Source organism: Bradyrhizobium arachidis, assembly GCF_024758505.1.
GTDB lineage: Bacteria > Pseudomonadota > Alphaproteobacteria > Rhizobiales > Xanthobacteraceae > Bradyrhizobium > Bradyrhizobium manausense_C.
In genome coordinates, this window is sequence record NZ_CP077970.1 from 7,499,256 (window position 1) to 7,525,452 (window position 26,197).

The window sequence follows — 26,197 nt, forward strand, 5'->3', positions numbered from 1 at the left end:
TATGGCGACGCAGGCAACGGGCGGCGGCAGCACGGTTTCTTTCGGAAATACTCCGCAAGCCAACGCCGACATTTTCTCGTTCATGGAAGACGCCAGCAACATTCTCATCTTGAATGTGCTGGCAAACGATCTTGGGGGCGCCGCCAAGACGCTGTTCTCCCTGGACGACGGAACGAGCGCGCCCGCGTCCACCAAGAACTACGCACCTGCGGATTTGCTGGTCAAGGATGTGGCGTACAGCAGCGACGCTGCCGGAATGGTCGGAACCGGTGACCACAGCGCGCTCGGTGCGCGCATCTGGATCGAATCGGACGGCACCGTTCATTACGATAAGGGCGACATCAACGCCCAGCTTCAGGCGCTGGCGGCCGGGCAAACGCTGACTGATACATTCACCTACGCGATCCAGCTGGGCAACGGCACGCTCAGCTGGGCGACGGTGACACTCCAGTTCAACGGCGCAAACGACTCCGTCTCCATCACATCGAGTCCGCAGAGTGGATCGGTGGTAGAAGACGCGAATGCCACGCTGGATCTGTCGGATTCGCAGAGCGCGGCCGGCACCATCAGCTTCAACGACGCCGACCTCAGCGACACGCATTCGGCCTCGTTCGTGGCGGCCTCCTCCAACACAACTGCGCTCGGCACCTTCTCGCTTGACCCTGTCAACGAGGCACCCAATGCCGCCAACGGCTCGGTGCAATGGCACTATGCGCTGAACAATTCGGCTGCTCAGCATCTAGCCGCAGGCCAGAGCGTCACCGAGAGCTTCGTGGTGACGATCAACGACGGCCACGGCTCGACGGCTACCCAGACGGTCACGGTGACCATCACCGGCACCAACGATGCCGCGACGGTGTCTTCCGAGGCGAAATCCGTCACCGAAGGCAACGCCGCGGCTGCGCTGAACACCTCCGGACAACTGACGATTGTGGATCCCGACACCGGCGAGGCCCATGTCGTGGCACAGGGCAACGCGCACGGGACCTACGGCGACTTCAGCATCGATGCCAATGGCGCCTGGAGCTACACCGGCAACGGCGCCCATGACGAGCTCACCGCCGGCCAGCAGGTGCAGGACCAGTTCACGGTGGTGAGCCAGGACGGCACCGCCACCGGCACCGTCACGGTGACGATCACCGGCACCAACGACACCGCGACCGTCAGCTCGGACTCGAAGTCCGTCACCGAGGGCAACACCGCCTCCGCGCTGAACACCAGCGGCCAGCTCACCATCACCGACCCGGACACGGGCGAGGCCCACGTCGTCGCCCAGGCCAACGCGCACGGGACCTATGGCGACTTCACGATCGATGCCAACGGCGCCTGGAGCTACACCGGCAACGGGGCGCACGACGAGCTCATCGCCGGGCAGCAGGTGCAGGACCAGTTTACGGTGACAAGCCAGGACGGCACCGCGACCGGTACGGTCACGGTGACCATTACCGGCACCAACGACGCCGCAACCGTCTCGTCCGAGGCGAAGTCTGTCACCGAGGGCGATACTGCGACCGCGCTGAACACCTCCGGCCAGCTGACGATTGTGGATCCCGACTCGGGCGAGGCCCACGTCGTGGCCCAGACCAATGTCCACGGGACCTACGGCGACTTCAGCATCGATGCCAATGGCGCCTGGAGCTACACCGGCAACGGCGCCCATGACGAGCTCACCGCGGGCCAGCAGGTGCAGGACCAGTTTACGGTGGTGAGCCAGGACGGCACCGCCACCGGTACCGTGACGGTCACCATCACCGGCACCAACGATGTGGCGACGGTCTCGTCGGACTCGAAGTCCGTCACCGAAGGCAACTCCGCGGCGGCGCTCAACACCAGCGGCCAGCTCACCATCACCGACCCGGACACGGGCGAGGCCCACGTCGTGGCGCAGACCAACGCGCACGGCAGCTACGGCGACTTCACGATCGATGCCGACGGCGCCTGGAGCTACACCGGCAACGGCGCGCACAATGAGCTCACCGCCGGGCAGCAGGTGCAGGACCAGTTCACGGTGGTGAGCCAGGATGGCACCGCGACCGGTACCGTGACGGTCACCATCACCGGCACCAACGATGTGGCGACGGTCTCGTCGGACTCGAAGTCTGTCACCGAGGGCGATACTGCCTCCGCGCTGAACACCTCCGGCCAGCTGACGATTGTGGATCCCGACTCGGGCGAGGCCCACGTCGTGGCCCAGACCAATGTCCACGGGACCTACGGCGACTTCAGCATCGATGCCAATGGCGCCTGGAGCTACACCGGCAACGGCGCCCATGACGAGCTCACCGCGGGCCAGCAGGTGCAGGACCAGTTTACGGTGGTGAGCCAGGACGGCACCGCGACCGGCACGGTCACCATCACCATCACCGGCACCAACGATGTGGCGACGGTCTCGTCGGAGTCGAAGTCCGTCACCGAGGCCGACACCGCCGCCGCCCTCAACACCTCCGGGCAGCTCAGCATCACCGACCCGGATACGGGCGAGGCCCATGTCGTGGCGCAGAGCTACGCGCACGGCAGCTACGGCGACTTCACGATCGATGCCGACGGGGCCTGGAGCTACACCGGCAACGGCGCCCACGATGAGCTCACCGCCGGCCAGCAGGTGCAAGACCAGTTCACCGTGACCAGCCAGGATGGCACCGCGACCGGCACCGTCACGGTGACGATCACCGGTACCAATGATGTGGCAACCGTCAGCTCGGACTCGAAGTCCGTGACGGAGGCCGACACCGCCTCCGCGCTGAACACCTCCGGCCAGCTGACGATTGTGGATCCCGACACGGGCGAGGCCCACGTCGTCGCCCAGACCAACGCGCACGGAACCTACGGCGACTTCAGCATCGATGCCAACGGCGCCTGGAGCTATACCGGCAACGGCGCCCATGACGAGCTCACCGCTGGGCAACAGGTACAGGACCAGTTCACGGTGACAAGCCAGGATGGCACCGCCACCGGCACGGTGACGGTGACCATCACCGGCACCAACGATGTGGCAACCGTCAGCTCGGACTCGAAGTCCGTCACCGAGGCCGATACCGCCGCCGCCCTCAACACCTCCGGGCAGCTCAGCATCACCGACCCGGACACGGGCGAGGCCCACGTCGTCGCCCAGACCAACGCGCACGGGATCTATGGCGACTTCACCATCGATGCCGACGGCGCCTGGAGCTACACCGGCAACGGCGCCCATGACGAGCTCACCGCCGGGCAGCAGGTGCAGGACCAGTTCACGGTGGTGAGCCAGGATGGCACCGCCACCGGTACGGTCACGGTGACCATTACCGGCACCAACGACGCCGCAACCGTCTCGTCCGAGGCGAAGTCTGTCACCGAGGGCGATACTGCGACCGCGCTGAACACCTCCGGCCAGCTGACGATTGTGGATCCCGACACCGGCGAGGCCCATGTCGTGGCGCAGACCAACGCGCACGGAACCTACGGCGACTTCAGCATCGATGCCAATGGCGCCTGGAGCTACACCGGCAACGGCGCCCATGACGAGCTCACGGCCGGCCAGCAGGTGCAAGACCAGTTCACGGTGACCAGCCAGGACGGCACCACGACCGGCACCGTCACGGTGACGATCACCGGCACCAATGATGTGGCAACCGTCAGCTCGGACTCGAAGTCCGTCACCGAGGCCGACACCGCCTCCGCGCTGAACACCAGCGGCCAGCTCAGCATCACAGACCCGGATACGGGCGAGGCCCATGTCGTCGCCCAGAGCAACGTCCACGGGACCTATGGCGACTTCACCATCAATGCCAACGGCGCCTGGAGCTACGCCGGCAACAGCGCCCACGATGAGCTCACCGCCGGCCAGCAGGTGCAGGACCAGTTCACGGTGGTGAGCCAGGACGGCACCGCGAGCGGCACTGTGACGGTGACGATCACCGGTACCAATGATGCCGCGACGGTCTCGTCGGACTCCAAGTCTGTCACCGAGGCCGACACCGCGGCGGCGCTGAACACCAGCGGCCAGCTCAGCATCACAGACCCCGACACGGGCGAGGCCCACGTCGTCGCCCAGGCCAACGCGCACGGCAGCTATGGCGACTTCACGATCGATGCCAACGGCGCCTGGAGCTACGCCGGCAACGGCGCTCACAATGAGCTCACCGCCGGGCAACAGGTGCAGGACCAGTTCACGGTGGTGAGCCAGGATGGCACCGCCACCGGCATCGTGACGGTGACGATCACCGGCACCAATGATGCGGCAACCGTCAGCTCGGACTCGAAGTCCGTGACGGAGGCCGACACCGCGTCCGCGCTCAACACCTCCGGCCAACTCACCATCACCGACCCGGATACGGGCGAGGCCCATGTCGTAACCCAGACCAATGTCCACGGGACCTACGGCGACTTGAGCATCGATGCCGACGGGGCCTGGAGCTATACCGGCAACGGGGCGCATGACGAGCTCACCGCCGGGCAGCAGGTGCAGGACCAGTTCACGGTGGTGAGCCAGGATGGCACCGCGAGCGGCACCGTGACGGTCACCATCACCGGCACCAACGATGTGGCCACGGTGTCTTCCGAGACGAAGTCCGTCACGGAAGGCGATACCGCCTCCGCGCTGAACACCTCCGGGCAACTGACGATTGTGGATCCCGACACCGGCGAGGCCCATGTCGTGGCGCAGAGCAACGTCCACGGGACCTATGGCGACTTCACCATCAATGCCAACGGCGCCTGGAGCTACACCGGCAACGGCGCCCACGATGAGCTCACCGCCGGCCAGCAGGTGCAGGACCAGTTCACCGTGACCAGCCAGGATGGCACCGCCACCGGCACCGTGACGGTCACCATCACCGGCACCAACGATGTGGCCACGGTGTCTTCCGAGACGAAGTCCGTCACGGAAGGCGATACCGCCTCCGCGCTGAACACCTCCGGGCAACTGACGATTGTGGATCCCGACACCGGCGAGGCCCATGTCGCGGCGCAGACCAACGCGCACGGGACCTACGGCGACTTCAGCATCGATGCCAATGGCGCCTGGAGCTATACCGGCAACGCCGCGCACAATGAGCTTACCGCCGGCCAACAGGTGCAAGACCAGTTCACGGTGGCCAGCCAGGACGGCACCGCCACCGGCACCGTCACGGTGACGATCACCGGCACCAATGATGCGGCAACCGTCAGCTCGGACTCGAAGTCTGTCACCGAGGGCAACACCGCCTCCGCGCTCAACACCTCCGGCCAACTCACCATCACCGACCCGGATACGGGCGAAGCCCATGTCGTCGCACAGACCAACGCGCACGGGACCTATGGCGACTTCACGATCGATGCCGACGGCGCCTGGAGCTACACCGGCAACGGCGCCCATGACGAGCTCACCGCCGGGCAGCAGGTGCAGGACCAGTTCACGGTGGCCAGCCAGGACGGCACCGCCACCGGCACCGTGACAGTCACCATCACCGGCACCAACGATGTGGCGACGGTCTCGTCGGACTCGAAGTCCGTCACCGAAGGCAACTCCGCGGCGGCGCTCAACACCAGCGGCCAGCTCACCATCACCGACCCCGACACCGGCGAGGCCCATGTCGTCGCACAGACCAACGCGCACGGCAGCTACGGCGACTTCAGCATCGATGCCGACGGCGCCTGGAGCTACACCGGCAACGGCGCTCACAATGAGCTCACCGCCGGCCAGCAGGTGCAGGACCAGTTCACGGTGACAAGCCAGGATGGCACTGCGACCGGCACGGTGACGGTGACCATTACCGGCACCAACGATGCGCCGGTTGCGGTGAACGATACCAGTGCCAGTGCGGGTGCCGCGGCGGCGACCGAGAAGGGCGGCACCGCCAACGGTTCTGGCGGATCCAACGCGACCGGCAACGTCATCACCAATGACACCGATGTCGACAGCGGCAGCCTGACAGTCAGTACGATCCGCACCGGCGGCACGGAAGGTGCCGGCACCGCGGGCACCTTGGGCGCCGGCCTGGTCGGCGCGCACGGCACGCTGACGATTGCGGCCAACGGCAGCTACACCTACGTTGCCAACGAGAACGACGCAACCGTACAGGCGCTCAACGTCGGCCAGACCACGACCGACACCTTCAACTACACCGTCACCGACGGCAGCCTGACCGACGCGGCGGTGCTGACCGTCACCATCAACGGCGCCAACGATGCGCCGGTGGGGGTGAATGATACCAGTGCCAGCGCGGGTGCTGCGGCGGCGACCGAGAAAGGCGGCACGGCGAACGGCGCTGGCGGCGCCAACGGCAGCGGCAATGTGCTGACCAATGATAGCGATGTCGACAGCGGCAGCCTGACTGTCAGCGCGATCCGCACCGGCGGCACGGAAGGTGCGGGCACCGCGGGCACCTTGGGCACCGGCCTGGTCGGCGCGCACGGCACGCTGACGCTCAATGCCAACGGCAGCTACACCTATGTCGTCAACGAGAACGACGCAACCGTGCAGGCGCTCAACGTCGGCCAGACCACGACCGATAGCTTCAACTACACCGTCACCGACGGCAGCCTCACCGACACGGCGGTGCTGACCGTCACCATCAACGGAGCCAACGACGCGCCGGTGGGAGTAAATGACACAAGTGCCAGCGCGGGTGCCGCGGCGGCGACCGAGAAGGGCGGCACAGCCAACGGTTCTGGCGGATCCAACGCGACCGGCAACGTCATCACCAACGATAGCGATGTCGACAGCGGCAGCCTGACGGTAAGCGCGATCCGCACCGGCGGCACGGAAGGTGCCGGCACCGCGGGCACCTTGGGCACCGGCCTGGTTGGCGCGCACGGCACGCTGACGCTCAATGCCAACGGCAGCTACACCTATGTCGTCAACGAGAACGACGCAACCGTGCAGGCGCTCAACGTCGGCCAGACCACGACTGATACCTTCAACTACACCGTCACCGACGGCAGTCTGACCGACACGGCGGTGCTGACCGTCACCATCAACGGCGCCAACGACGCGCCGGTCAACACCGTTCCGGGGCCGCAGACCGTGGGGAACGGTAACGGCGGTGGTTCAACGGCAACTTTCGCCCTGAGTGTCAATGATGTCGACAACGGCACCGAGACTGTTTCGCTCTCGCTGGGTAACTCTCCGCAATCGTCGACCGGCATATTAACACTCTCCACCACAACAGGTCTTACATTCAATTCCGGTGCCAACGGCACGAAGGCGATGACGTTCTCCGGTTCGACCTCAGACATCAATGCGGCATTGGCTAGCGTGACGTTTAGCGGCGGGTCAAACAACACCACACGGACGTTGACAATGACAACGACCGACGGAGGAAGTCTCACCGACACTGACACAGTCACGATAGTCAAGGGGAACGGGAATACTGCGCCCGCCGGTATCGCCGGCGAGGCCATCAATCTGGCTCTGGTCGATCCTTCAGATGATCCCAACGACGTAATCACCGTAACGATCGGCGGGGTGCCTTTGGGCTGGAGTCTTAGTGACGCTACGAACAACGGCGATGGCACCTGGACTGTTCAGACCAATAACGTGCAGTCGATGACAATCACTTCGCCGATAGATTTTACGGGTGCGATCGTGCTGAACGTCACCCAAACCTGGACAAATGCCGATGGCAGCACCGGGACGGCGATCGTGGCCGACAATGTCGAAGCCTACGCGCAGGGATCACCGATCTTTGCCGTGTCGGGTGACGATCATCTGACTGCGTCGAGCGGGAGCGACCTGCTGGTGTTCTCGCAGCCGATCGGTCATGACGTGGTCTATAACTTCGACGCGATGCACGACCAAATCGATCTGATAGATTACGCCAACTTCACGTCGTTCGTCGACGTTCAGGCGCATACTGTCAGCGACGCCAACGGCAGCGCCGTGATCGAGTTGGGAGAGGGGCAATCGATCACTCTGCAAGGTGTAGATCCGACATCGCTCACCGCGAGCGACTTTGTATTCGATCAAACGCCTGTCACGCACAATTCGGGCCATATGACCATTGGTGATGGCGCGATCCTGCCATTGAGTGGCACGATCGACAACGCCGGCACGATCGAGCTGAACTCCACCGGCAGGGAAACCGATCTTCAGCTAATCGAGCACGGCATCACCCTCGAAGGTCACGGCCAGATCACCCTCTCCGACAGCAGCGAGAACGTGATTGCTGGAACTATGTCCGACGTCACGCTGACAAACGTCGATAACACCATTACCGGAGCCGGACACCTTGGCAACGGGACGATGATCCTTGTCAACCAGGGTACAATCATCGCGACGGGCTCCAACGTGCTCGAGATCGACACCGGAGGCAACACCGTCGTCAATTCCGGAACGCTTGAAGCCGCCGGCAGCGGCGGCCTGGTCATCGACAGCAACGTTGATAATTCCGGGCTGCTGTGGGCGCATGGAGCCAACATCACTCTCAATGGCAGTGTAAGCGGCAGCGGCACGGCACTGGTGGATGGCGTAGCGACGATCGAATTCGGAGCGGCCTCATCTGCGAATGTAGCGCTTCATGCCGCAGCCACCGGCACAGTCGTGCTCCATGACTCCTTCGACTTTAGCGGGATCGTGTCCGGATTTGACGGGGATGACCACCTCGATCTCCTCGATGTGGCGTTCGGGGCCGGCACGAGCGCGAGTTATGTCGCAAATCAGGCCGGTACTGGAGGAACCCTGTCGGTGACTGACGGAGTCCATACCGCCAATATTACCCTGTTGGGCCAATACGACCCCGCGGGCTTCCAGACAGAGGCAGACAAGAACACGGGAACGCTCATCAGCTACCACGACCATCTGGCCTGATGCGCTGTGAGGAAATGGTCGGGGCGAATATCGCGGCCCCGACTTTGAACTACGGATGTCCGGCGTTCCGCAGTAACTTTGGAGAGGGGCGGATCTTCCGCTGATCTGTGTGAGTACTCCGTTCAAAAGACCCGACGAACTCCGGCGTTTGCTGCAAGGCTGCCAGGGCTATTTCGTCACTGCCGCGATCTTCAGCTTGGCGATCAATCTGCTTTACCTGGCAGGGCCGCTCTACATGCTGCAGGTCTATGACCGGGTGATCGCGAGCGCCAGCGAGAGCACGCTGCTGATGCTCACGATTGCTCTCTTGATGGCGTTCCTGGCGCTGGCAGCGCTGGACGCCGTTCGGGCGCGCGTGTTGACCCGCGCCAGCATTCGCCTTGACCAGACCATCGCCCCCCATGTCATGACCGCCATCATCGATCGCGCCGCCGGCGGTGCGCGCAGCCACCTGCTGCGCGATTTCGACACCTTCCGCCAGTTCATCACGGGCACCGGGGTTCATGCGATCCTCGATCTGCCCTGGACGCCGATCTATATCGTGGTGATCTTTGCTCTGCATCCCGCGCTGGGCATGTTTGCGCTGGCCTGTTCGATCATCCTGATCCTGATGGCCGTCCTCAACGAATGGATCGTCAAGCCGCCGCTGTCGGAGTCGAATGAGGCGGCAAGCCGAAACTACAATTTCACGGAGATGAGCCTGCGCAACACCGAAGTGGTGCGCGCGATGGGCATGACAGCAGGGCTCTTGAAACGCTGGAGCCGGGATCGCAACCGGATGCTGGAACGCCAGGTGGTCGCGAGCGATCGCGCGGCCACGATGCAGAGCCTGATCCGCTTTCTGCGACTTGCAATGCAGTCCCTGATCCTCGGCCTCGGCGCCTATCTCGTGATCGAGCGGCTGACGACAGCCGGGGCGATGTTTGCCGCCAGCATCCTGCTGGGCCGCGCCTTGCAGCCGGTCGAGCAGATCGTTGGATCATGGCGCGGGCTCATCTCGGCGCGCGGCGCGTTCCTGCGTCTGCGCGAGCTGCTGTCCGGTCATTGCGCGCAGGAACCCCAGCTCACGCTGCCGAGACCGCAGGGCCGCCTGTCTTTCGAGTCAGTGTCCTGCGTCGCACCCGGTGTTTCGAAGCCGATCCTGCGCGGCGTCACCTTTCAGATCGAACCGGGTGAAGTGCTAGGAATCATCGGCCCGTCCGGCGCCGGCAAATCCACTCTGGCGCGCCACATCGTGGGCGTGCAGGCCCCATCTGCGGGCGCGGTTCGCATCGACGGAGCCGATGTTTCCACCTGGATCAAGACCTCGCTCGGCGGCCATCTCGGCTACCTCCCACAGGACGTCGAGTTATTTGCCGACACCGTTGCGGCAAATATCTGCCGGTTCAATGCCGGGGCAGATCAACAGACTATCCTGGCGGCGCGTATGGCCGGGGTTCACGACATGATCCTGCGACTTCCAGAAGGGTATGACAGTCATGTTGGGGAAGGCGGCGCGGTCCTGTCCGGCGGCTATCGCCAGCGCATTGGTCTTGCGCGCGCGGTGTACGGCAATCCCAGCCTTGTCGTGCTCGACGAGCCGAGCTCGAATCTGGATTCGGACGGCGACGCCGCTCTCGCCGACTGCATCATGCAACTTAGGAAGCGCGGAACGACGGTGGTGATTATCTCCCATCGGCCGGCCACCATCGGCGTGGCCGACAAAATTCTGGTGCTCCGTGAAGGCGTCGTCGAGATGTTCGGACCGCGCGCCGAGATCCTGGCCCGTCTGACGCGGCCTGTACCGGTCCCCACGGTCCGTGAAACGGCGGGTTAGGACATGCCAATGGCGCTGTTGGAGTCTGCAAGCCAGTCGAAACAACGCGCTTCGGCGCTGAACTTGACGATCGACCGGCTCAGGGACGCCACCCCGAACGACTCCATTCGTCGCGTAGCGCTCGCAGGATGGCTGATCATCGCCATCTTTTTCGGCGGTATCGGCACCTGGGCGCTGACCGCACCGCTCAACGGCGCCGTGGTTGCCAATGCGGTCGTCAAGGTCGATGGCAACCGCAAGAGCGTCCAGCACCTCGATGGCGGCATTGTCAGGGAATTGCATGTTCGCGAAGGGGAAAGGGTGCTGGCGGGCGATCTCCTGATCGTTCTGGACGATACGCAGGCCCGAGCCGAGTATGAGGTGCTGACGCAACAATATGCCGTGCTTCGTGCGACGGAAGTGCGGCTCCTGACCGAGCTCGATCATGGCTCCGAGCTGGCCATGCCGGCCGATTTGAGGGCGCGCTCTGATGACCCCTACTTCAGGAGCGTTTGGAGCGGTCAGCTCAATCAGTTTGAAAGTCGGCGTGCTTCACTTGACGGGCAACGAAGCGTTATTCGCGAGAAGATCAACCAGCTTGGGTCACAGATTGTGGGCGCGGAGGCGCAGGTCAAGGCCTTCACCGATCAGATCAACTCCGTCCGCAACGAGGCGAAGGATCTTGCGCCGCTTGTTGAACGGGGCTTGATTGCTCGCCCGCGAATTCTCCAGCTGGAGCGGACGGCGTACGGTTTGGAAGGCCAGATCGCCGATACAAGAGCCGGTATCGCGAAGGCGCGCCAGGCGATCGCCGAGCAGGAGCAGCAGATCGCCCAACTCGATAATGATCGGATGACAGAGGTCACCAAGGACTTGCGTGACACGCAGGCCAGATTGCTTGAGGTCATTCCGAAGGCGCTGAGTGCAAAGTCGGTACTTGGTCGCATGGAAATTCGGGCGCCCTATACCGGTCGGGTGGTGGGATTGACCGTATTCGCCGTCGGCGGCGTCATCCAGCGCGGCGAAAAGATCCTCGACATCGTACCGGCCGAGGACGCCCTCACGATCGAAGCACAAGTTGCGGTTGAGGACATCAGCGACGTGCATCCCGACATACGCGCTGAAGTCCATCTCACCGCCTACAAACAGCGCATTGTCCCGATCATTCACGGCGACGTCATTCAGGTCTCGGCCGACCGCCTCACTGACCCGAAGACGAATGCGCCGTACTACACGGCCTTTGTCCGGATTGATCAGAGTGAATTGGCGGCCATGCCGAACATTCGCCTGTATCCTGGGATGCCGGCGACTGTCATGATCCCGACCGTTCAACGAACCGCGTTCGAGTACATCGTCGGGCCGCTCGCAATGTCATTCAATCAATCGTTCCGGCAGAAATGACGCGACCGGGCGAGCGATGGAAGAGGCATCATCAGCCGCGCCGACCTGCACGCTCCAATGCGTTGGACCGCAATGCCGCCGAGCTCCGTGGCGCCCGCGCAACAATTGGCTGTTAGATGCAATGAGAGTCGGAAACCGAACCGACGGCTGCCGCCGAAGCAGAAACACTAACAACGTACCAGCGCGGTGAAACCCGGCGGTCGTTTAGCTTGCGACTGCCGGGTTCAACTCGCATCTTGATGCGTCGGGCAACTTTACACTTTCGTATATATCTGTCGGCTGGAAAACGCGCATATTATCGCTGTGATTTGCTGACCATTGTTTTCACGTCGGAGAATGTTCATGCGAGCAGTATCCCGCGATGATTTCCTGTGCTTATTCGCCCTCTATGCATTCGCGGCCCGACATCATAAGCAACACGATCGTGCATCTCGGCCGCTGAAGCTATTTGCGTCGAGCCGAACTAGCTCCGATGACCTCCTCGATCAGTGGTCAGAGCGCGCCGAGGCATCTGGTCCGGAGGTTGTCGGCAGTGTGCTCAGTCCACGCGCTCGCGCGCTGACGGACGATGATGCAAACTATGACCATGCCAGCGCGCTTCTCCACGCCTTTCTCAAAGCGTTGGATCACACATAAAACTAGAGCTCGTGGACCGGCCTGCTCTTGCCTGTGATTTCATTGGTGACGCTACCGCGCAGGCCGTGTCGTTTGCTGCGCGGACGCTTTCGCTTGCGCCGTGCTAACCGCCGCAGCAGTAGTCCTCGTCCGCTTTGAGTGTAGCGCTATAGTTTTCCGCTCAGCCTGGCGCACCCTGGCGCGAAGGTCTTCCAATTCGGAGCGCTGACAATTGAGCCATTCTAGGTGCTCATACAGCGGGACAGTGGCGTCGACGGCTGGTGCTCGGTGTTCACGCATGGTGCAGAAGTCCCCACTCCGACACTTGAAAGCTCGGACCATGGTCCGGCGCTGGACCAATCGGAAATGATGCAATCGCGACTCAAGTGCGGCGAGGTCGTTCCCGCATTTACTTATGTGAACCGTTTGTCGCTTTAGCCGAAGCTTAATGACGAAGCCGAATGACGAGGATACTTGACGAGCGATGAACAGCGCGACGTCTGGATCCACGCGCAATGGGATGAGGCGAAGACGGCCCATCGGCCGCTGACGGAGCTATGCTCAAAGATGGTTACGCCTGCGTGGCGGATAAGGAAAATAAGCCGACCGCCCGGCCTCTTTCCGCGTCAGCGGCGCGTCTTCTGAGAGGACAGCTTAAATTCCACGACCTCGTGCTGGTCGCTGGGATTCGATTGCTCTTTTTGTTTCACAACCAGCTCGAGCTCAAGCGCTTCTAAAGCGAGTTCATCCGCCATGCGCCTGAACAGCTGACGCTTTTCTACGTCCGTCGCCCGCTCACTCATAAGAGCGAAGTCTCTGGCGTCAGCGCGGACCTTCTCCAATCGTTGCCTGAGGTCCTTCATGTTGTTTCGGCTCAGGTTCTAAACTCATCCTCGGCGCGAACAATAACCTTACTTGGTTCGAATGGCGCATGAGTCAACTGCCGAAAGAGAATATTGGTTCTCTCCTAACTGCAAACTAACTGCTTATTCACCCCGCGATACGCAACCAAGGTCTGGTGGCGTTTCGCGATGGGCCCTTCCGTCTGAGCCGCCGCCGATCGGTCCAGTTGCCCAGCGGCTGGCGATGGACCGCCCAGGCTGAGCCATCCCTGTCTGCCCTCGCCGGATGATGTTGGAGCAGGGCGCTAGGAAGGTGCATGATTGTTCGAAAGCGTACAGACGCGAGTCTAGCGCCGGACTAGGCTGCGACCGATCCGGGCGCACGCCCATGCGCTCGAGGCCTGACGGCCTATGGCATCTTGGCAGGATGGATGTCGAGACCGTTTTTGTCGGACTGCACTGAGGCGGCTCCTTTCGCGGCGCGCTATGGAGCCGGCTGCAGCGTAGGTGTGAAGCAGGAGGCAAGCTCGGCGATTTCAAATTAAACTATGGTCGTTCCTCGTGCGTACTGTTCTTCTCATTGTGGGAATATGGCTACTGATCAACGTCCTGTTTATTGTGATTGTCCTGCCCTCGCGCAGGCCGGTTCCTCCCTCCGAGACCGACGAAGGGAACTCCGTCCCGGCACCGATCAACAAGACGGCCCGTCGATTGGAAGATGATGCGTCACCATCACTGCGGTACGTTATTATTCAGGTTGCGATCAGAGTTCTTTTCGTCCTCGTCCTTCCGTTTGTTCAAGCGTGGGATGCAATTAGGCGGCGCTTCAAAGGGCACCATGACTAGGATGGCGTGGGCGCGCTGAAAACCTCGGAAAACGCGACATCCCGGTGTGGGCGCCGGGGGACGAGGCGAAGTCGTTACAGCGGCTGTTGCTGCTAGATCGCCAGCGCAAGCGCCGCGGATGCGATCAGCGGCAATCTTTGCGAGGCACCTCGCATCCCGAAGGCGTTTGGCAACGCGCAAGGTCCTAAGCCGCGACGCAGCCGCCTTCGTCGCCCAGAGGCCGATCGTTCCGCAACAGCGCGGGGTCATCGGACATTGGGCCAGGGTTCCTGTTTCGGCGCCGGAGCGGGCCGTTTGCAAGGGCAAACTTGGCCGAGGGCTTTCGCCGAGCTGATATCTTTGTCGATCAAATCTTGAAGGACGCTGCCTATTCGGGAATGCCGGCCTTGATCAAGCCCTCCGCGAACACCTCGCAATGGGCGAAGCCGCGCAGATTGTTGCGCAGCACGCCCACCCTCAGCGGTGGCCCGACCTTGTTGCGGCGGGCGGTGAATTCCTCCGCCTCTTCGATCAGGCCGAGATGCCCGCAGCAGCTGATCAGCGCATTGTAGTGCCCAGCGAATTCGGCATCGGCGGCAACCGATGCCCGGAGATACGGCAGCGCCTCCGCGAAGCGCCGCGCCGCGAGCAACGCCAAGCCGTGGATCGTGGTGTAAAGGCCGGAAAATGAATCCAACGGGCTCATGCGAAGCGCTTTTGCAGTTTCGGCGATCGCATCATCGAAGCGACCTGCCCGCAACAACGCCCAGCCATAAGCCGTGTGCGCGAGCGCGAAGCTGGGATTGAGGTTGAGGGCGGCCTGGTGCTCGGCCAGCGCGCGCTGGTGTTGGCCGGAGGTGCTCAAGTTGAGGCCGACGGTCATGTGGGCCCACGGCTCGCTCTGGTCGAGGCGCAACGCCTCCTGGGCGTGCAAGGCGCTCTGCCTGTAGCCCTCGGAGCGGTCTTCAACGTAATAGTAGAGCGTGGCCCACCAGATCGCCCAGCTGAGAGTGGCGTGCGCTCGCGCATAGCTCGGGTCAATCTTTATGGCGCGGCGCAGCAAGCGTTGTGCCTCTTCGTTGTGCTTGCGGCCAAACTTGTTAATGAGGTCGATGGCGCGGATCACGAGTCCCCAGACATCGACGCTTTCAGGCGGCTGTCGGGCGGCGCGATAGCCTTCCTGGGCATAGAGGTGCGGCTCGATCGCGGCAACGATGTTTTCCGTGATCTCGTCCTGGACCGTGAAGATGTCGTGCAGTTGACGATCGTATTTCTCCGCCCAGATGTGCTTGGCCGTCTCCCCATCGATGAGCTGACCCGTGATCCGGATGCGCTGGCCAGCGGCGCGTACGCTGCCCTCCAGGGCGTAGCGCACGCCCAGATCGCGAGCGATTGTCCTCACATCGACGGCTTTGTCTTTGTAGACGAAGGCCGAGTTGCGAGCGATGACGAAGAGCCAGCGAAGCCGGGACAGCGCCGTGGTGAGATCCTCGGTGACGCCGTCCGCGAAGTACGCGTGTTCCGGATCGACGCTGAGGTTCGTGAAAGGCAGGACCACGATCGACGGCCCGTCCGGCAATGGCAGGGTTGGCGACGCCGACGCGGCAGCGGCCAAGCCGACGTTGACCCGAAATACCTGCAACGGGTCAGCGATGTTTTTCAAGCGCTGCTCACCCATATCAGCGTACTGGGTGTCGATCTTACTCTTGACCTGTTCGTATGCGGAACGCGACAAGCAGATTCCGCCGGGGTCAGCAATTCCTTCGAGCCGCGCTGCGATATTGACACCATCGCCCAGAATGTCATCGCCCTCGACCAGCACCTCGCCGAGATTGATGCCGATGCGGTATAGCACGCGCTGTTCCGCGACCAGCTTGGCGTTGCGTCGGGCCATTAGCTTCTGCACTTTGATCGCGCACTCGACCGCTGCCACCACGGATGGGAACTCAATGAGCACGCCGTCGCCCGTGGTCTTGACAATCCGTCCGTCGTGCTTTCCGACGATCGGCCGCATTGCCGCTAGACGGTCACGCAAGCGGCGCGCTGTCCCCGCCTCGTCTAGGCCCATGAGCCGGCTGTAACCAGCCACATCGGCAGCAAGGATCGCTGCAAGCCTGCGCTCGACCCGCTCCTGTGCCATGGACTGCTCTCCAGGCTACGGCTCGCGGCACTGTACCACAATGAGCGCACGGCGATCACCACGGGGCGATATCTGGATCTGCCGCCGCCTTTATGGAGGTGCATATGTTGTTCATCACATCAGCCGTCGACAGGCCGACGTCGGCTACGGGCCCAACAGCGAACATCGACTAGCAGTGATCGCGACTCTCGAGACCGGCGGAAAATAGGTGGGCCCCATTGACATTTGCAGGATTCAGTCGCCACGCCTGCCGTGATGGCCGGCGCCCGTCCGGCGAAATCGGCGAAGGCTTTGGCGCACGGGCGGCGCGGTCTGCCGAAATCCTGCGACTAGATCTGAGCCGATACGGCGTCGAAGCGGAGCCCCCACGGCACCTGCTGCGGGCAGTTTGCCGGAGCACAAGGAGGCCGATCTGTTTCCTGACCGTCGTGCCGATGCGCGCCTTGCGTAATCCGTCAACTTACGAACTGCTCCAGCGACTTGAGGACCGGGAGTTCGGCCTCACCCCAGCCTTCTGAGCTGCCGTGAAACCATCTCGGCTTCAGCTTCCTTGATTGTGCCGAGAACGTCTTTCACGGACGCTTCTAGACTAGATACGAGACTGGAATCGGCTTCGTTTCGCGGTGGAGACGGTAAGTTGACGGTGCGAGCATCGTCGGCTCGTGCTTCGGAGCGGCGCATCGCAGCATAGGCTAAAACGCGTTCGGCATACCTGTGGCGAAAGAACAATGGGATAATCCCAAGTGCCACGAGGGCCATCATCATCACCAGCAACCGGTCGTCGCGTGAGGTTGTTGACGCACCGTTGTGTTCGATATCGGGTGGCGCGATGACCTGAGCGACATCCGCCGAGACGGCTAGCGGCGCCGTGCCGATCGTTTGCTCGCCTTTGAGCTCCGTAACGGGTGGCGGGGTGACCTGAACCACGTCCGCCGCGGCATCTAGCGGCGCCGGGCCGATCGTTTGCTCGCCTTTAGGCTCCGTAACGGGTGGCGGGGTGACCTGAACCACATCTGCGGAGGCATCTAGCGCCGCCGGGCCGATCGTTTGCTCGCCTTTAGGCTCAATACGGGGCGGCGCGACTTGAACTTCATCCCGTGCGGGATTTACCGGGGGGGTGCCAGCCACTGCATCATCCTTTCCCGGGCGATGCGGGCGCGAATGTTTGGTTTGAGGTCTGGAATCGACGACCTCCTTTGCCTTGGCGATCACCGCCAAGAAGAATTCCTCGTTGGGCACAGCGGCATGCCGTTCGTGGCGCAGCCGGCCCTGTTCGCGGGCTCGCGCGGCGTCCAATGACGTTCGCGCCCCAAACGACCGCACAGCTTTCTGATCCGACAGCATCTTCATCGGTTCGTACGGCTTGAGCTTTGTTCGCTGAGCTTTGTGGAACTTGTGTTCGAGCACCGGCGTCGCATGCCTCCACGTATCCCACCGCGGCCGCGCGCGTTCGTGAAACGAATAAAAAGTACCGTCATGAAGCCAGCCACCACCAAACCAAGCCTTGCTCCCTTGGATCATCTGCACTTTCGTGCCCAGCCGGTTCGGGTAACGCAAACCGTATGCTCCGGCATGAGGGTCGCCCCCACCACCGTAACCGCCACCGAGGCTGCCGCTGCCAGCTCCCGCACCACCAGCAACACCGCCACCAGCTCCGGCGCTACCAGCAACACCGGCGCCTCCGCTGCCGGCTCCCGCACCGCCACCACCACCGCTGCCAGCTCCCCCACCACCCGCGCCACCGGCACCACCACTGCCAGTTCCTCCGGCACCGCCGCTGCCAGCACCTCCAGCGCCACCGCCGCCGCCGCCGCCGCCGCCGCCCCCACCACCGCCGCTCCCGTGCCCAAAGGCCTGGGTGATGACCGGCGGAGTAACCAGATTGATCAGCAACGTTGCCACTACAGTAAACTTGATCACCAATCTGAGCACGTCTGCCTCCAACTGCGCCTTACTCTTTGGCGCGGTACCACCCTCAGAGGCCAATAGGTCACCAGAAGCCGAAGCTCGCCGCGTTCGTTGAGTTAAGCGGCGCTCACTTCTGCCCGACCCCGCTTTTCACCAGGTGTATCTCGGGTCGAGCTTCTGCTCGGCCTCCAGCACTCGTTCGCGAAGCGCTTCCAGTTCGGCGAGCTGAGAAGCGAGCGCTTCGAAACGGTGACGAAGAAGATCGGCAGCAGCATCGGCCCACGGGCCCGCCGGTCCCTTGGCCGATTTGAAGAGATCGGCCCATGGCAGAGCCGCCGGGGAAGTCTGGAGATGATGGAGAGCACTCATGGCCGGGTCCTCCGCGTGGCGACGTACGGCAGGCTTCAAGCCTGCGCACGTTCCCCACCGCTTTTGTCGCGAGAAAAGATGGGGCTGTAAGGCCGCGCCCCGGTTGGCGACCGTCAGTTAATCTTCATCGCGCTCGTGATGATGGTGTTCTCGGTACCCTGCCGACCCCCGCCAGACGCGGCGAATCGCGTGGGGTCGATCGCAGCATCGTCATGGCCGGAGGAGTTACGGCGGCGAATTTACCGCAGGTCTTCGAAAATTCGCGCCGGTATGAGGACATGGCGCCCCCTCATGGCTTCTAGGAGTCCAATTAAACACCCTCGAACTCTGAATAACTTAAATTACGTTAATTTGTTTCAATCAATAAATATAACAAGCCCCGGGGGTTCCCGCTCGAGGCCGGCCTTCGCATTCTTAGTGCTTTGCCGGGGAGTCCTTTGCCGGTTCGTTCGAGGCCGCTCTTTGGCTGAGCTGAGCGAGCCGCTTTTCGAGTTCGCGCTTTTCTGCAATCAGCCTCGCGGCGAGGATCTGATCGACCTTCGTGTGGAGCGCCCACAACTCATCGATCGACATCGTGTCGAGGTGTTCCCGATCCATGTCAGCCAGCTCCATACGGATAGAACGAGCTTGGGCATCCTAGTGTATGGGTGCGGTGCCCCGGACCCAAAGTTCGCTCAGGCAGCGCTGGTACTTTATATCGTTTAATCGATCAAATATTAAACGAGGTCAAAATCCAAAAAAGATAGTTAACTCCTTCCCGTCATGTGCTGGTGCGACAATAAACCGATGAGAAGACCGATGAGAAGACCGAGAACGACGTGCGGGCCCCGAGCAGCGATGACGGCAGCGTTCATCCTGATCGTGGGCTCCCCCACGACGTTCCCCGGCATTAGCCTGCTCATGCGTTCAAGCACCCTCACTTTGCGCACCGTGCAAGAGGAGCGCGAAGCAGACCTCACAGGATCACCTGAAAAAGATGGTTGAGTTATGACAGCGACCGCGCGCCCTCGCGGGCACAAGCGCTTGATGCTCGCTTTCTCTGGCGGCTAGGACGAGGCAATGCCTTTCCTAACGAGCGATCGCTCGCGCGAGAGATGGTGAAGCCCTGCCCTTGACGAGCTTCCCGGACATGAAATCGACTACAATGCAACGCGCGGGACTTGGGGGCGCCCATGCGGAGATCGTTGCGCTGGAGATATTCTTCACGCAAACGAGTCTAGGTCGGTCGATAGCGGAGATGGGATGAGCGCCGGCCTCCGCTTTCGCGAGGAACTTCTCGTCATGTGCGCCATTTCTCAGGCGCATGAGCGATAAGCGGGCTATGAACATCCTCCGCGAATTGCATGCTGCCGAGGAGGAATTGGTCGGGAAGGTTGTCGTGCTGAGCGACGGCAAGGCTGGCGCGATTGACCACGTGTTCCTCGACGATGTGCATGGGCTTCGCATCTCGATCGGAGGGCATGACGGCAAATGGCCGATCTCAACGGTGAAGCACATCGAGAACTAAAGGCATGACGCCAACCCCATCGTACTCTTACCGGCAATGCTCGAGCCGCTACGGCTCGCGCGTCTACGGCTTCTTGTTCGAGCGCAGAGATGGCCTCTATCACCCCTGCGGCAATCAGCCTGCATGCTCGGCGGCTTTGGCGCAGCGGATGGTCGAAGGTGGCTGGCTCGTGAAGCACGGGCAGCCCCACGGATCAGGGTCTGCGAGCGGCAGAATGAGGGATGGAAGGACTGAGGAACTCAACAAAGTTCCCCTAGAACCGAGCGCCCCTACTTCCCCAGCAGCTTAGAAAACGCTCAACGTCTGCTTCGTGAACCGCTTGCGTCTCCACGCGCGGCATTGTCGGTGACGGTCAGTGGATAGCAGTACCGGTCATTACCGAGTTTGAACTGGGCTTCGAGCGCCCGTCATCGAACAAGAGCAATGCCCTCTTGGGCGAATGACAGGTTGACCGGCGCACCTGTCGCTGGAAGCTGATCGGTTTGCCTGCTGATGACAAAAAGCTCGCCGATCGGCGTCGATACGATCATCTCGGCGTGATCGCCGAGATAAGAAGATTTTCTAACTGTTCCCGGAAGGCCATCCCCAAGCAAGATGGCGTGTGGCCGAATGGCAGCCTTTGCTGGCCCCGGGGTAAGGCCGCGCGCCGGAAGCGTCAACCGGATGGGCCCCAACATGACCTGCGCCTGCCCGTCCTGGACCGCATCGATCGTCACCTCCACAAGATTGGCATCGCCGATAAAATCAGCGACGAAGCTGTTCGCCGGAGCCTCATAAAGCTCGCGCGGCGAACCTTGCTGCGCGATCTTCGCATTCGACATCACGATGATGCGGTCGGAGACGGCGAGCGCCTCCTCCTGGTCATGCGTGACATAGGCGACGGTGAGTTCCAGCGACTGCTGGAGCTCACGGATCTCCTGCCGCACCTTGCGCCTGAGCTTGGCATCGAGATTGGAAAGCGGCTCGTCGAAAAGCAGCACCTGCGGCTCCAGCACCAGGGCACGCGCCACGGCGACGCGCTGCTGCTGGCCGCCGGATAGCTCGGCCGGGTAGCGCTTCTCGAAGCCTTTGAGCCCGACCAGAGCGAGCTTCTCCAGCGCCATCGCCTCGGCCTGCGCCTTGCCCAGGCCCTTCACCGTCGGCCCAAAGGCCGCGTTCTCCAGCACACTCATATGCGGGAATAGCGCATAGGACTGGAACACCATGCTGACGTCGCGGTCCGCAGCCGAGAGCCGTGTCACGTTCTCGCCACCGATCAGGATCTGCCCCTCGCTGGCGATCTCGAGCCCGGCGATCATGCGCAAGGTTGTCGTCTTGCCGCAGCCGGAAGGGCCGAGCAGCGTCACGAGCTCGCCCGCATGGATCGTGAAGCTGACATCGTCCACCGCCGTCACCGCGCCGTAGCGCATGCTGACATGGCTGAACTCGACGGAGGCAGGGCCGGATTTGGGCATGGCAGGTCCTATCTGGCGGGCTCGGCGGCCGAGGTCGCAAGCGCGACGGGCCTGCGGCCGAGCTTGCGCTCGCCGACGCCGAACTGGATGAGCGCGATGCCCGCCGCCATGACGACGATCAGCACCGAGGAATAGGCGATGGCGAGGCCGAACTCGCCGGCCTCGACCCGTCCGACGATGTAGGCGGTGGCGAGGTTGTACTCGGCCGACACGAGAAAGATCACGGCGCTGACCGAGGTGATGCTGCGCACGAAGCTGTAGATCAGCGCCGCGACGAGCGCTGGCTTGAGCAAGGGCAGCACCACACGGCGCAGTGTCGTGAAGCTGCGCGCCCGCAGGGTCGTCGAGGCCTCGTCGAGACTCTTGTCGATCTGTGCCAGCCCCGCAATGCCCGAGCGCACGCCAACGGGCATGTTGCGGAAGACGAAGGCGAGCACGAGGATGAGTCCCGTCCCGGTGATCTCGACCGGCGGCACGTTGAAGGCGAGGATATAGGCGACGCCGAGCACGGTGCCGGGAATGGCGAAGCTCAGCATGGTCGTGAATTCGAGCAGCCGCCGGCCGACGAAGCGCTGCCTGGTCAGCAGATAGGCGGTAAGCAGGCCGATCAGCGCCGTCAGTGGTGCCGAGATCGCGGCGACCTTCAACGTCGTGAACAAAGAGGGCCAGGCCGCGCCTTCGAAGAACAGGCCGTGGCTGAAATCGACGGCGAAGCCGGTGCGGTAATGCTCCAGCGTCGGCGTATGGTCGCGGCCCATCGTCTTGACGAAGCCGCCGATCAGGATCACCGCGTAGATCACCGCCGTCAGCAGCACCCAGGGCACGATGACCGCGGCAGAGAGCACGGTGACGAAGGTCGGCAGCTTCGCGGCAATGCCGGCATCGCCTTTGCCGGAGACGGTGGTGTAGCTCTTTCCGCCGAGCCAGCCCTGCTGCAGCCAGAAGGCGCCCAGCGTGAAGACAAGCAGCACGATGGCCAGTACTGCCGCCATGCCCTGATTATGCGCGGCGCCGACCACGGCAAAGAAGATCTTGGTCGAGAGCACTTCGAAATTGCCGCCGAGCACGAGCGGATTGCCGAAATCGGCCATGCTCTCGACGAAGCCGAGCAGAAAGGCGTTGGCGAGCCCGGGCCGCAGCAGCGGCCATGTCACAGCACGGAACGTCGCCCAATGCCTGGCACCAAGCGTCTGCGCGGCCTCTTCGAGGCTCGGTGCGATGCCCTGGACCACACCCATCAGGACGAGGAAGGCGATCGGCGCGAAGGCCAGCACTTGCGCCAGCAGCACACCTGGCAGACCGTAGATCCAGCGCGAGCGCGGGATACCGAACCACTCGGACATCAAGCCGGTCACGACGCCCGAACGGCCGAAGAGCAGGATGAGTGCAAGGCCGATGACGAAGGGCGGCGTGATGATCGGCAGCACCGTCATCGCGCGCATCAGGCGCTTGCCCGGCATCGCCGTGCGCAAGACGAGCAGCGCACAGGCGAGGCCCAGCAGCGTGGTGATGAGCCCGGTCAGCACACCGAGGATCAGCGTATTCCAGGCGACGCCGCACGCGATGCCGCCGCCTACGCAGCCCAGTCCCCAGATCGTCGAGGAGAGCAGGCGGTCGGCGAATTCGCCCAGCGCCCAGCTGCCATTGGCATCGACCAGTGCACTGCGCAGGATCGTCGCGACAGGCAGGAAGATGAAGAGACCGATCAGCAGCACCACGACACCGATGGTGGATGTGGTGAAAAGATCGCCCCGACAAAAGCCGCGATAAGCCAGGCCATGGCAGAGCAGCAAGAGAAGCGACAACAGCGTCAGCAGCGCGCCGAAACCCATGCCTGGCTGCGCGGCGCCTGCCCCACCGAGCAGCACAGCGAGCCAGGGAATGCCCTGGTCGGGCAGCGTGACCGCAAAGCCTTGTGCGAAGAACGTGACGAGACCGAAAAGCCCGACGGCGATCAGTGCCCGTCCGCTGAAAGCGGTCTCGGCACGGACAGCGAGAAGCGTCGCCGCGAGGAGCGCGATGCCGATCGGCCACAGCCACGGCGCCGCGCCTGATATCGCAAGCGCCAGCGCCGTGCCGGCCCGCCCGAACGGATAGCCGGCAAGGTCCCAGCCCTCCGGCAGGTACCAAGGCACGAGCATGTAGCCCAGCCAGCCGATTAGCAGAGCAAGCCGCGTCGAAGGGCGCATCTGATATCTCCGAGCCGGCGGGCTATTTCGGCAGCGCCTTGACCTCCTTGTCCCACTTTGTCAGCAGCCGCGTGCGCTCGGCCGACGAGCCGTATTTGACGAAATCGTAGTCGATCAGCTTCATCTCGTTCATCTTCGGCGCCTGCGGCGGCACCGGCGAGTTCTTGTTGGATGGCACCTGATACGACTTCGCGGCAGCACCCAAGGCCTGCGCGGCGGGTGTCAGCGCCCAATCGTAGAACTTCTTGGCGTTTTCCAGATTGCGTGCGCCCTTGACGATCGACATCGAGCCGATCTCGTAGCCCGTGCCCTCGCAAGGCGCGACGGCCCTGATCGGGTCGCCCTGCACCGCGAAGACGACGGCATCATGGATGAAGACGATGCCGACGGCGGTTTCGCCGAGGCTTGCCGCCTTGGCCGGCGCGGCGCCGGACTTGGTGTACTGGCTGACATTCTTGTGCAGGGCCTTGAGATAATCGAAGCCCTTGTCCTCGCCCATCAGCTGCACGACCGTGGCGAGCAGGTTATAGGCGGTGCCGGACGAGTTCGGGTCGGCGACCTGCACGTCATCCCTAAGCTTGGGATTGAGCAGATCGGCCCAGCATTTCGGCTCCGGGATGCCCTTGGCCTTGATCTGTTCGGTGTTGTAGCCGAAGCCGAGTGCGCCGGCATAGATGCCGATCGAGCGCTGCTTCGCCGCCTTCCACTGGCTCAGCGCCCAATCTTGCAGATCCTTGTTGGCTGGAGATTCGTATTCGAGCGTGAGCCCCTCTTCGGCCGCCTGAAGATGCGGGTCGCCGGTGCCGCCCCACCAGATGTCGCCGCGCGGGTTCGAGGCCTCCGCCCTGAGCTGCGCATAGACCTCGCCGGCGGATTTTCGCGTCATCGCGACCTTGATGCCCGTCTCCTTTTCGAAGGTGGTGGACATCGCGCGGCACCATTCCTCCTGCACGCCGCAATACATGACGAGCGAGCCCTGAGCCGACGCCGGCGCAGAGGCTGCACCCGCGGCCAGCATGCCCGCACTGAACAGAGCTCTGAACGTCAGGGATCTCAAAAACATGGTCCACCTCCCCGGAACGAGAACTTCACGTTCTTCGCAATTGGTTGCGACGGTGGCGCCCCCACCGCGCCAACGCAGTAAATTTTGTGCGGACTACGAAATCCCTGTGATTTCGCTGAGCTGCGATGCCAGCGCCGGCGTGCAGCACAGGATCGGATTGCCCTTGCTGATGCCGTCTCCGGCGAAGAAGTCGTTGACCCAGCCACCGGCCTCGCCAACGATCACAATGCCGGCGGCGACGTCCCAGGCGTTGATATGCAGCTCGGCGTAGGCCTCGGTGCGCCCGTTCGCGACATGACAGAGGCCCAAAGTGCCAGACCCCGAGCGCTTGATCGAGCAGCCGGCGGAATAACCGCGTCCGATCACGTCGAGATAGCGCTGCGAGGGCACACGGGCCGACCAGCCCAGTTCGACATAAGCGCGTCGGATGTCATCGGCGCCCGAGACAGCGATCGGCTGCCCGTTCAGCGTCGCGCCCTGGCCGCGCTGCGCGACATAGAGCTCGCCCAGTGCCGGTGCGGCGACGATCCCGATCGTCGGCTCGCGGTTCAGCAGGAAGCCCACGGAGACGCACCAGTTGCGATCGCCACGCGCGAAGTTCGAAGTACCGTCGATCGGATCGATGATCCAGACCGCGTCGCTGGCCGCGCCGCCGCCCTCCTCGCCGATCACCGTGTCGCCAGGGAAAAGCTCTGCCAGCCGCGCACGCAAAAAGTCCTCGACGGCGCCATCGGCGACGGTGAGCCAATCCTGCGCCCCCTTCATCGTGACGCCGAGGCTTTCCTTGCGGCCGAAATAGTCGAGCGCAACGCGCCCCGCCTCGGCGACGAGGCCTTGGGCCGCGTAGCGGCGCAGCAGGAGTTCGGCTGGCGTCATGACGGCGATCTTGCCATCGGGATCGCGGCGATAGGCGCTCGCTTCAGCCACTTCGAGGCACCCCCTAAACGGCACATTCTTCTTGTCTGCTTGACTATTGAAACAAGCATTCCATTCTCTGCGCCGCCAAGTCAAGGCCGCAGACTGCCTTCTCGACGTCCTCCGCCGCGTCACAGAATCATGTCAGACTGGACTACGACGCATTCGCGACACGGTTGAACGAGCGCGCGCGTTGCCGAAGCGGCGCGGCAGGTGGCCGATTTCGCGAAGCCCGATTGGTGGAGGCTCGAAGCGCGGCTGGCAGCAAATCGACGGCGCCATCGCAGAGAACGATCCGTATTGCCTCGGCGTCGTGCTGCTGACCTCTATTATCTCTACGTCGTGGCCGGCCCGAAGCGCGTCTGGAAATTCAACAACGACCCAGCGCATGAATAGATGCTGTCCGGCGG

The 26,197-nt window shown here is 62.9% G+C and carries 16 protein-coding genes; 6 read left to right on the plus strand and 10 right to left on the minus strand.

Annotated elements, in window-relative coordinates; translation table 11 throughout:
- Window position 1 precedes the first annotated feature (1 nt).
- The 3 genes from KUF59_RS34830 to KUF59_RS34840 all read left to right on the plus strand — a co-directional run bounded on the left by KUF59_RS34830 (window position 2) and on the right by KUF59_RS34840 (window position 11,960).
- Window positions 2-8,764, plus strand: a complete 8,763-nt coding sequence (locus KUF59_RS34830) for a beta strand repeat-containing protein (protein WP_258767725.1) — start codon at window positions 2-4, stop codon at window positions 8,762-8,764.
- 109 nt (window positions 8,765-8,873) lie between these two features.
- Window positions 8,874-10,580, plus strand: coding sequence for a type I secretion system permease/ATPase (locus KUF59_RS34835; RefSeq protein WP_258767726.1), 1,707 nt, complete (start codon window positions 8,874-8,876; stop codon window positions 10,578-10,580).
- Window positions 10,581-10,589: 9 nt separating this feature from the next.
- Window positions 10,590-11,960: an HlyD family type I secretion periplasmic adaptor subunit gene (locus KUF59_RS34840; RefSeq protein ID WP_258767727.1), complete on the plus strand. Its 1,371-nt coding sequence runs from the start codon at window positions 10,590-10,592 to the stop codon at window positions 11,958-11,960.
- A gap of 1,241 nt (window positions 11,961-13,201) precedes the next feature.
- On the opposite strand, the gene KUF59_RS34845 is transcribed toward KUF59_RS34840, so the two are convergent.
- The 6 genes from KUF59_RS34845 to KUF59_RS34870 form a co-directional block, all read right to left on the minus strand.
- Window positions 13,202-13,438, minus strand: coding sequence for a hypothetical protein (locus KUF59_RS34845; RefSeq protein WP_212458604.1), 237 nt, complete (start codon window positions 13,436-13,438; stop codon window positions 13,202-13,204).
- A 1,192-nt stretch (window positions 13,439-14,630) separates the two neighbouring features.
- The gene (locus KUF59_RS34850; protein ID WP_258767728.1) at window positions 14,631-16,382 is read right to left on the minus strand and encodes an adenylate/guanylate cyclase domain-containing protein; all 1,752 of its coding nucleotides are present in this window, start codon (window positions 16,380-16,382) and stop codon (window positions 14,631-14,633) included.
- Window positions 16,383-16,883: 501 nt separating this feature from the next.
- The gene (locus KUF59_RS34855) at window positions 16,884-17,939 is read right to left on the minus strand and encodes a hypothetical protein (RefSeq protein WP_258767729.1); all 1,056 of its coding nucleotides are present in this window, start codon (window positions 17,937-17,939) and stop codon (window positions 16,884-16,886) included.
- Window positions 17,900-18,214, minus strand: coding sequence for a hypothetical protein (locus KUF59_RS34860; protein WP_258767730.1), 315 nt, complete (start codon window positions 18,212-18,214; stop codon window positions 17,900-17,902). Before KUF59_RS34860 ends, KUF59_RS34855 begins: the two co-directional genes overlap by 40 nt.
- Window positions 18,215-18,440: 226 nt before the next feature.
- The gene (locus KUF59_RS34865) at window positions 18,441-18,659 is read right to left on the minus strand and encodes a hypothetical protein (protein ID WP_212458608.1); all 219 of its coding nucleotides are present in this window, start codon (window positions 18,657-18,659) and stop codon (window positions 18,441-18,443) included.
- Window positions 18,660-19,073: 414 nt separating this feature from the next.
- The gene (locus tag KUF59_RS34870; RefSeq protein WP_249140347.1) at window positions 19,074-19,271 is read right to left on the minus strand and encodes a hypothetical protein; all 198 of its coding nucleotides are present in this window, start codon (window positions 19,269-19,271) and stop codon (window positions 19,074-19,076) included.
- A gap of 225 nt (window positions 19,272-19,496) precedes the next feature.
- Between KUF59_RS34870 and KUF59_RS34875 the strand changes: the two genes are divergently transcribed.
- On the plus strand, window positions 19,497-19,643 hold the full coding sequence (locus tag KUF59_RS34875) for a hypothetical protein (protein ID WP_258767731.1): 147 nt from the start codon (window positions 19,497-19,499) through the stop codon (window positions 19,641-19,643).
- 337 nt (window positions 19,644-19,980) lie between these two features.
- Window positions 19,981-20,166 (plus strand): PRC-barrel domain containing protein, encoded by a 186-nt coding sequence (locus tag KUF59_RS34880; protein ID WP_249140348.1) that lies wholly within the window; start codon window positions 19,981-19,983, stop codon window positions 20,164-20,166.
- A 407-nt stretch (window positions 20,167-20,573) separates the two neighbouring features.
- Here KUF59_RS34880 and KUF59_RS34885 read toward each other — a convergent pair whose 3' ends face one another.
- The 4 genes from KUF59_RS34885 to KUF59_RS34900 all read right to left on the minus strand — a co-directional run bounded on the left by KUF59_RS34885 (window position 20,574) and on the right by KUF59_RS34900 (window position 25,799).
- Entirely contained in the window at window positions 20,574-21,620 is a 1,047-nt protein-coding gene (locus tag KUF59_RS34885) for an ABC transporter ATP-binding protein (RefSeq protein WP_212458610.1), read from the minus strand.
- Window positions 21,621-21,628: 8 nt separating this feature from the next.
- Window positions 21,629-23,809, minus strand: coding sequence for an ABC transporter permease (locus KUF59_RS34890; RefSeq protein ID WP_258767732.1), 2,181 nt, complete (start codon window positions 23,807-23,809; stop codon window positions 21,629-21,631).
- A gap of 22 nt (window positions 23,810-23,831) precedes the next feature.
- Entirely contained in the window at window positions 23,832-24,872 is a 1,041-nt protein-coding gene (locus tag KUF59_RS34895; RefSeq protein ID WP_408918050.1) for an ABC transporter substrate-binding protein, read from the minus strand.
- A gap of 93 nt (window positions 24,873-24,965) precedes the next feature.
- The gene (locus tag KUF59_RS34900; protein ID WP_212458613.1) at window positions 24,966-25,799 is read right to left on the minus strand and encodes an inositol monophosphatase family protein; all 834 of its coding nucleotides are present in this window, start codon (window positions 25,797-25,799) and stop codon (window positions 24,966-24,968) included.
- A 330-nt stretch (window positions 25,800-26,129) separates the two neighbouring features.
- Here KUF59_RS34900 and KUF59_RS34905 point away from each other — a divergent pair, with 330 nt between their 5' ends.
- Window positions 26,130-26,183 (plus strand): hypothetical protein, encoded by a 54-nt coding sequence (locus KUF59_RS34905; protein WP_408918128.1) that lies wholly within the window; start codon window positions 26,130-26,132, stop codon window positions 26,181-26,183.
- Window positions 26,184-26,197 lie beyond the last annotated feature (14 nt).

Bases quoted from the DNA above. Each gene is read 5' to 3' on its own strand.
- KUF59_RS34830 (WP_258767725.1), top strand. From the start codon at position 2: ATGGCGACGCAGGCAACGGGCGGCGGCAGCACGGTTTCTTTCGGAAAT.
- KUF59_RS34840 (WP_258767727.1), top strand. From the start codon at position 10,590: ATGGCGCTGTTGGAGTCTGCAAGCCAGTCGAAACAACGCGCTTCGGCG.
- KUF59_RS34845 (WP_212458604.1), bottom strand. From the start codon at position 13,438: ATGAAGGACCTCAGGCAACGATTGGAGAAGGTCCGCGCTGACGCCAGA.
- KUF59_RS34850 (WP_258767728.1), bottom strand. From the start codon at position 16,382: ATGGCACAGGAGCGGGTCGAGCGCAGGCTTGCAGCGATCCTTGCTGCC.
- KUF59_RS34865 (WP_212458608.1), bottom strand. From the start codon at position 18,659: ATGAGTGCTCTCCATCATCTCCAGACTTCCCCGGCGGCTCTGCCATGG.
- KUF59_RS34870 (WP_249140347.1), bottom strand. From the start codon at position 19,271: ATGGAGCTGGCTGACATGGATCGGGAACACCTCGACACGATGTCGATC.
- KUF59_RS34875 (WP_258767731.1), top strand. From the start codon at position 19,497: ATGACGGCAGCGTTCATCCTGATCGTGGGCTCCCCCACGACGTTCCCC.
- KUF59_RS34880 (WP_249140348.1), top strand. From the start codon at position 19,981: ATGAACATCCTCCGCGAATTGCATGCTGCCGAGGAGGAATTGGTCGGG.
- KUF59_RS34885 (WP_212458610.1), bottom strand. From the start codon at position 21,620: ATGCCCAAATCCGGCCCTGCCTCCGTCGAGTTCAGCCATGTCAGCATG.
- KUF59_RS34890 (WP_258767732.1), bottom strand. From the start codon at position 23,809: ATGCGCCCTTCGACGCGGCTTGCTCTGCTAATCGGCTGGCTGGGCTAC.
- KUF59_RS34895 (WP_408918050.1), bottom strand. From the start codon at position 24,872: ATGTTTTTGAGATCCCTGACGTTCAGAGCTCTGTTCAGTGCGGGCATG.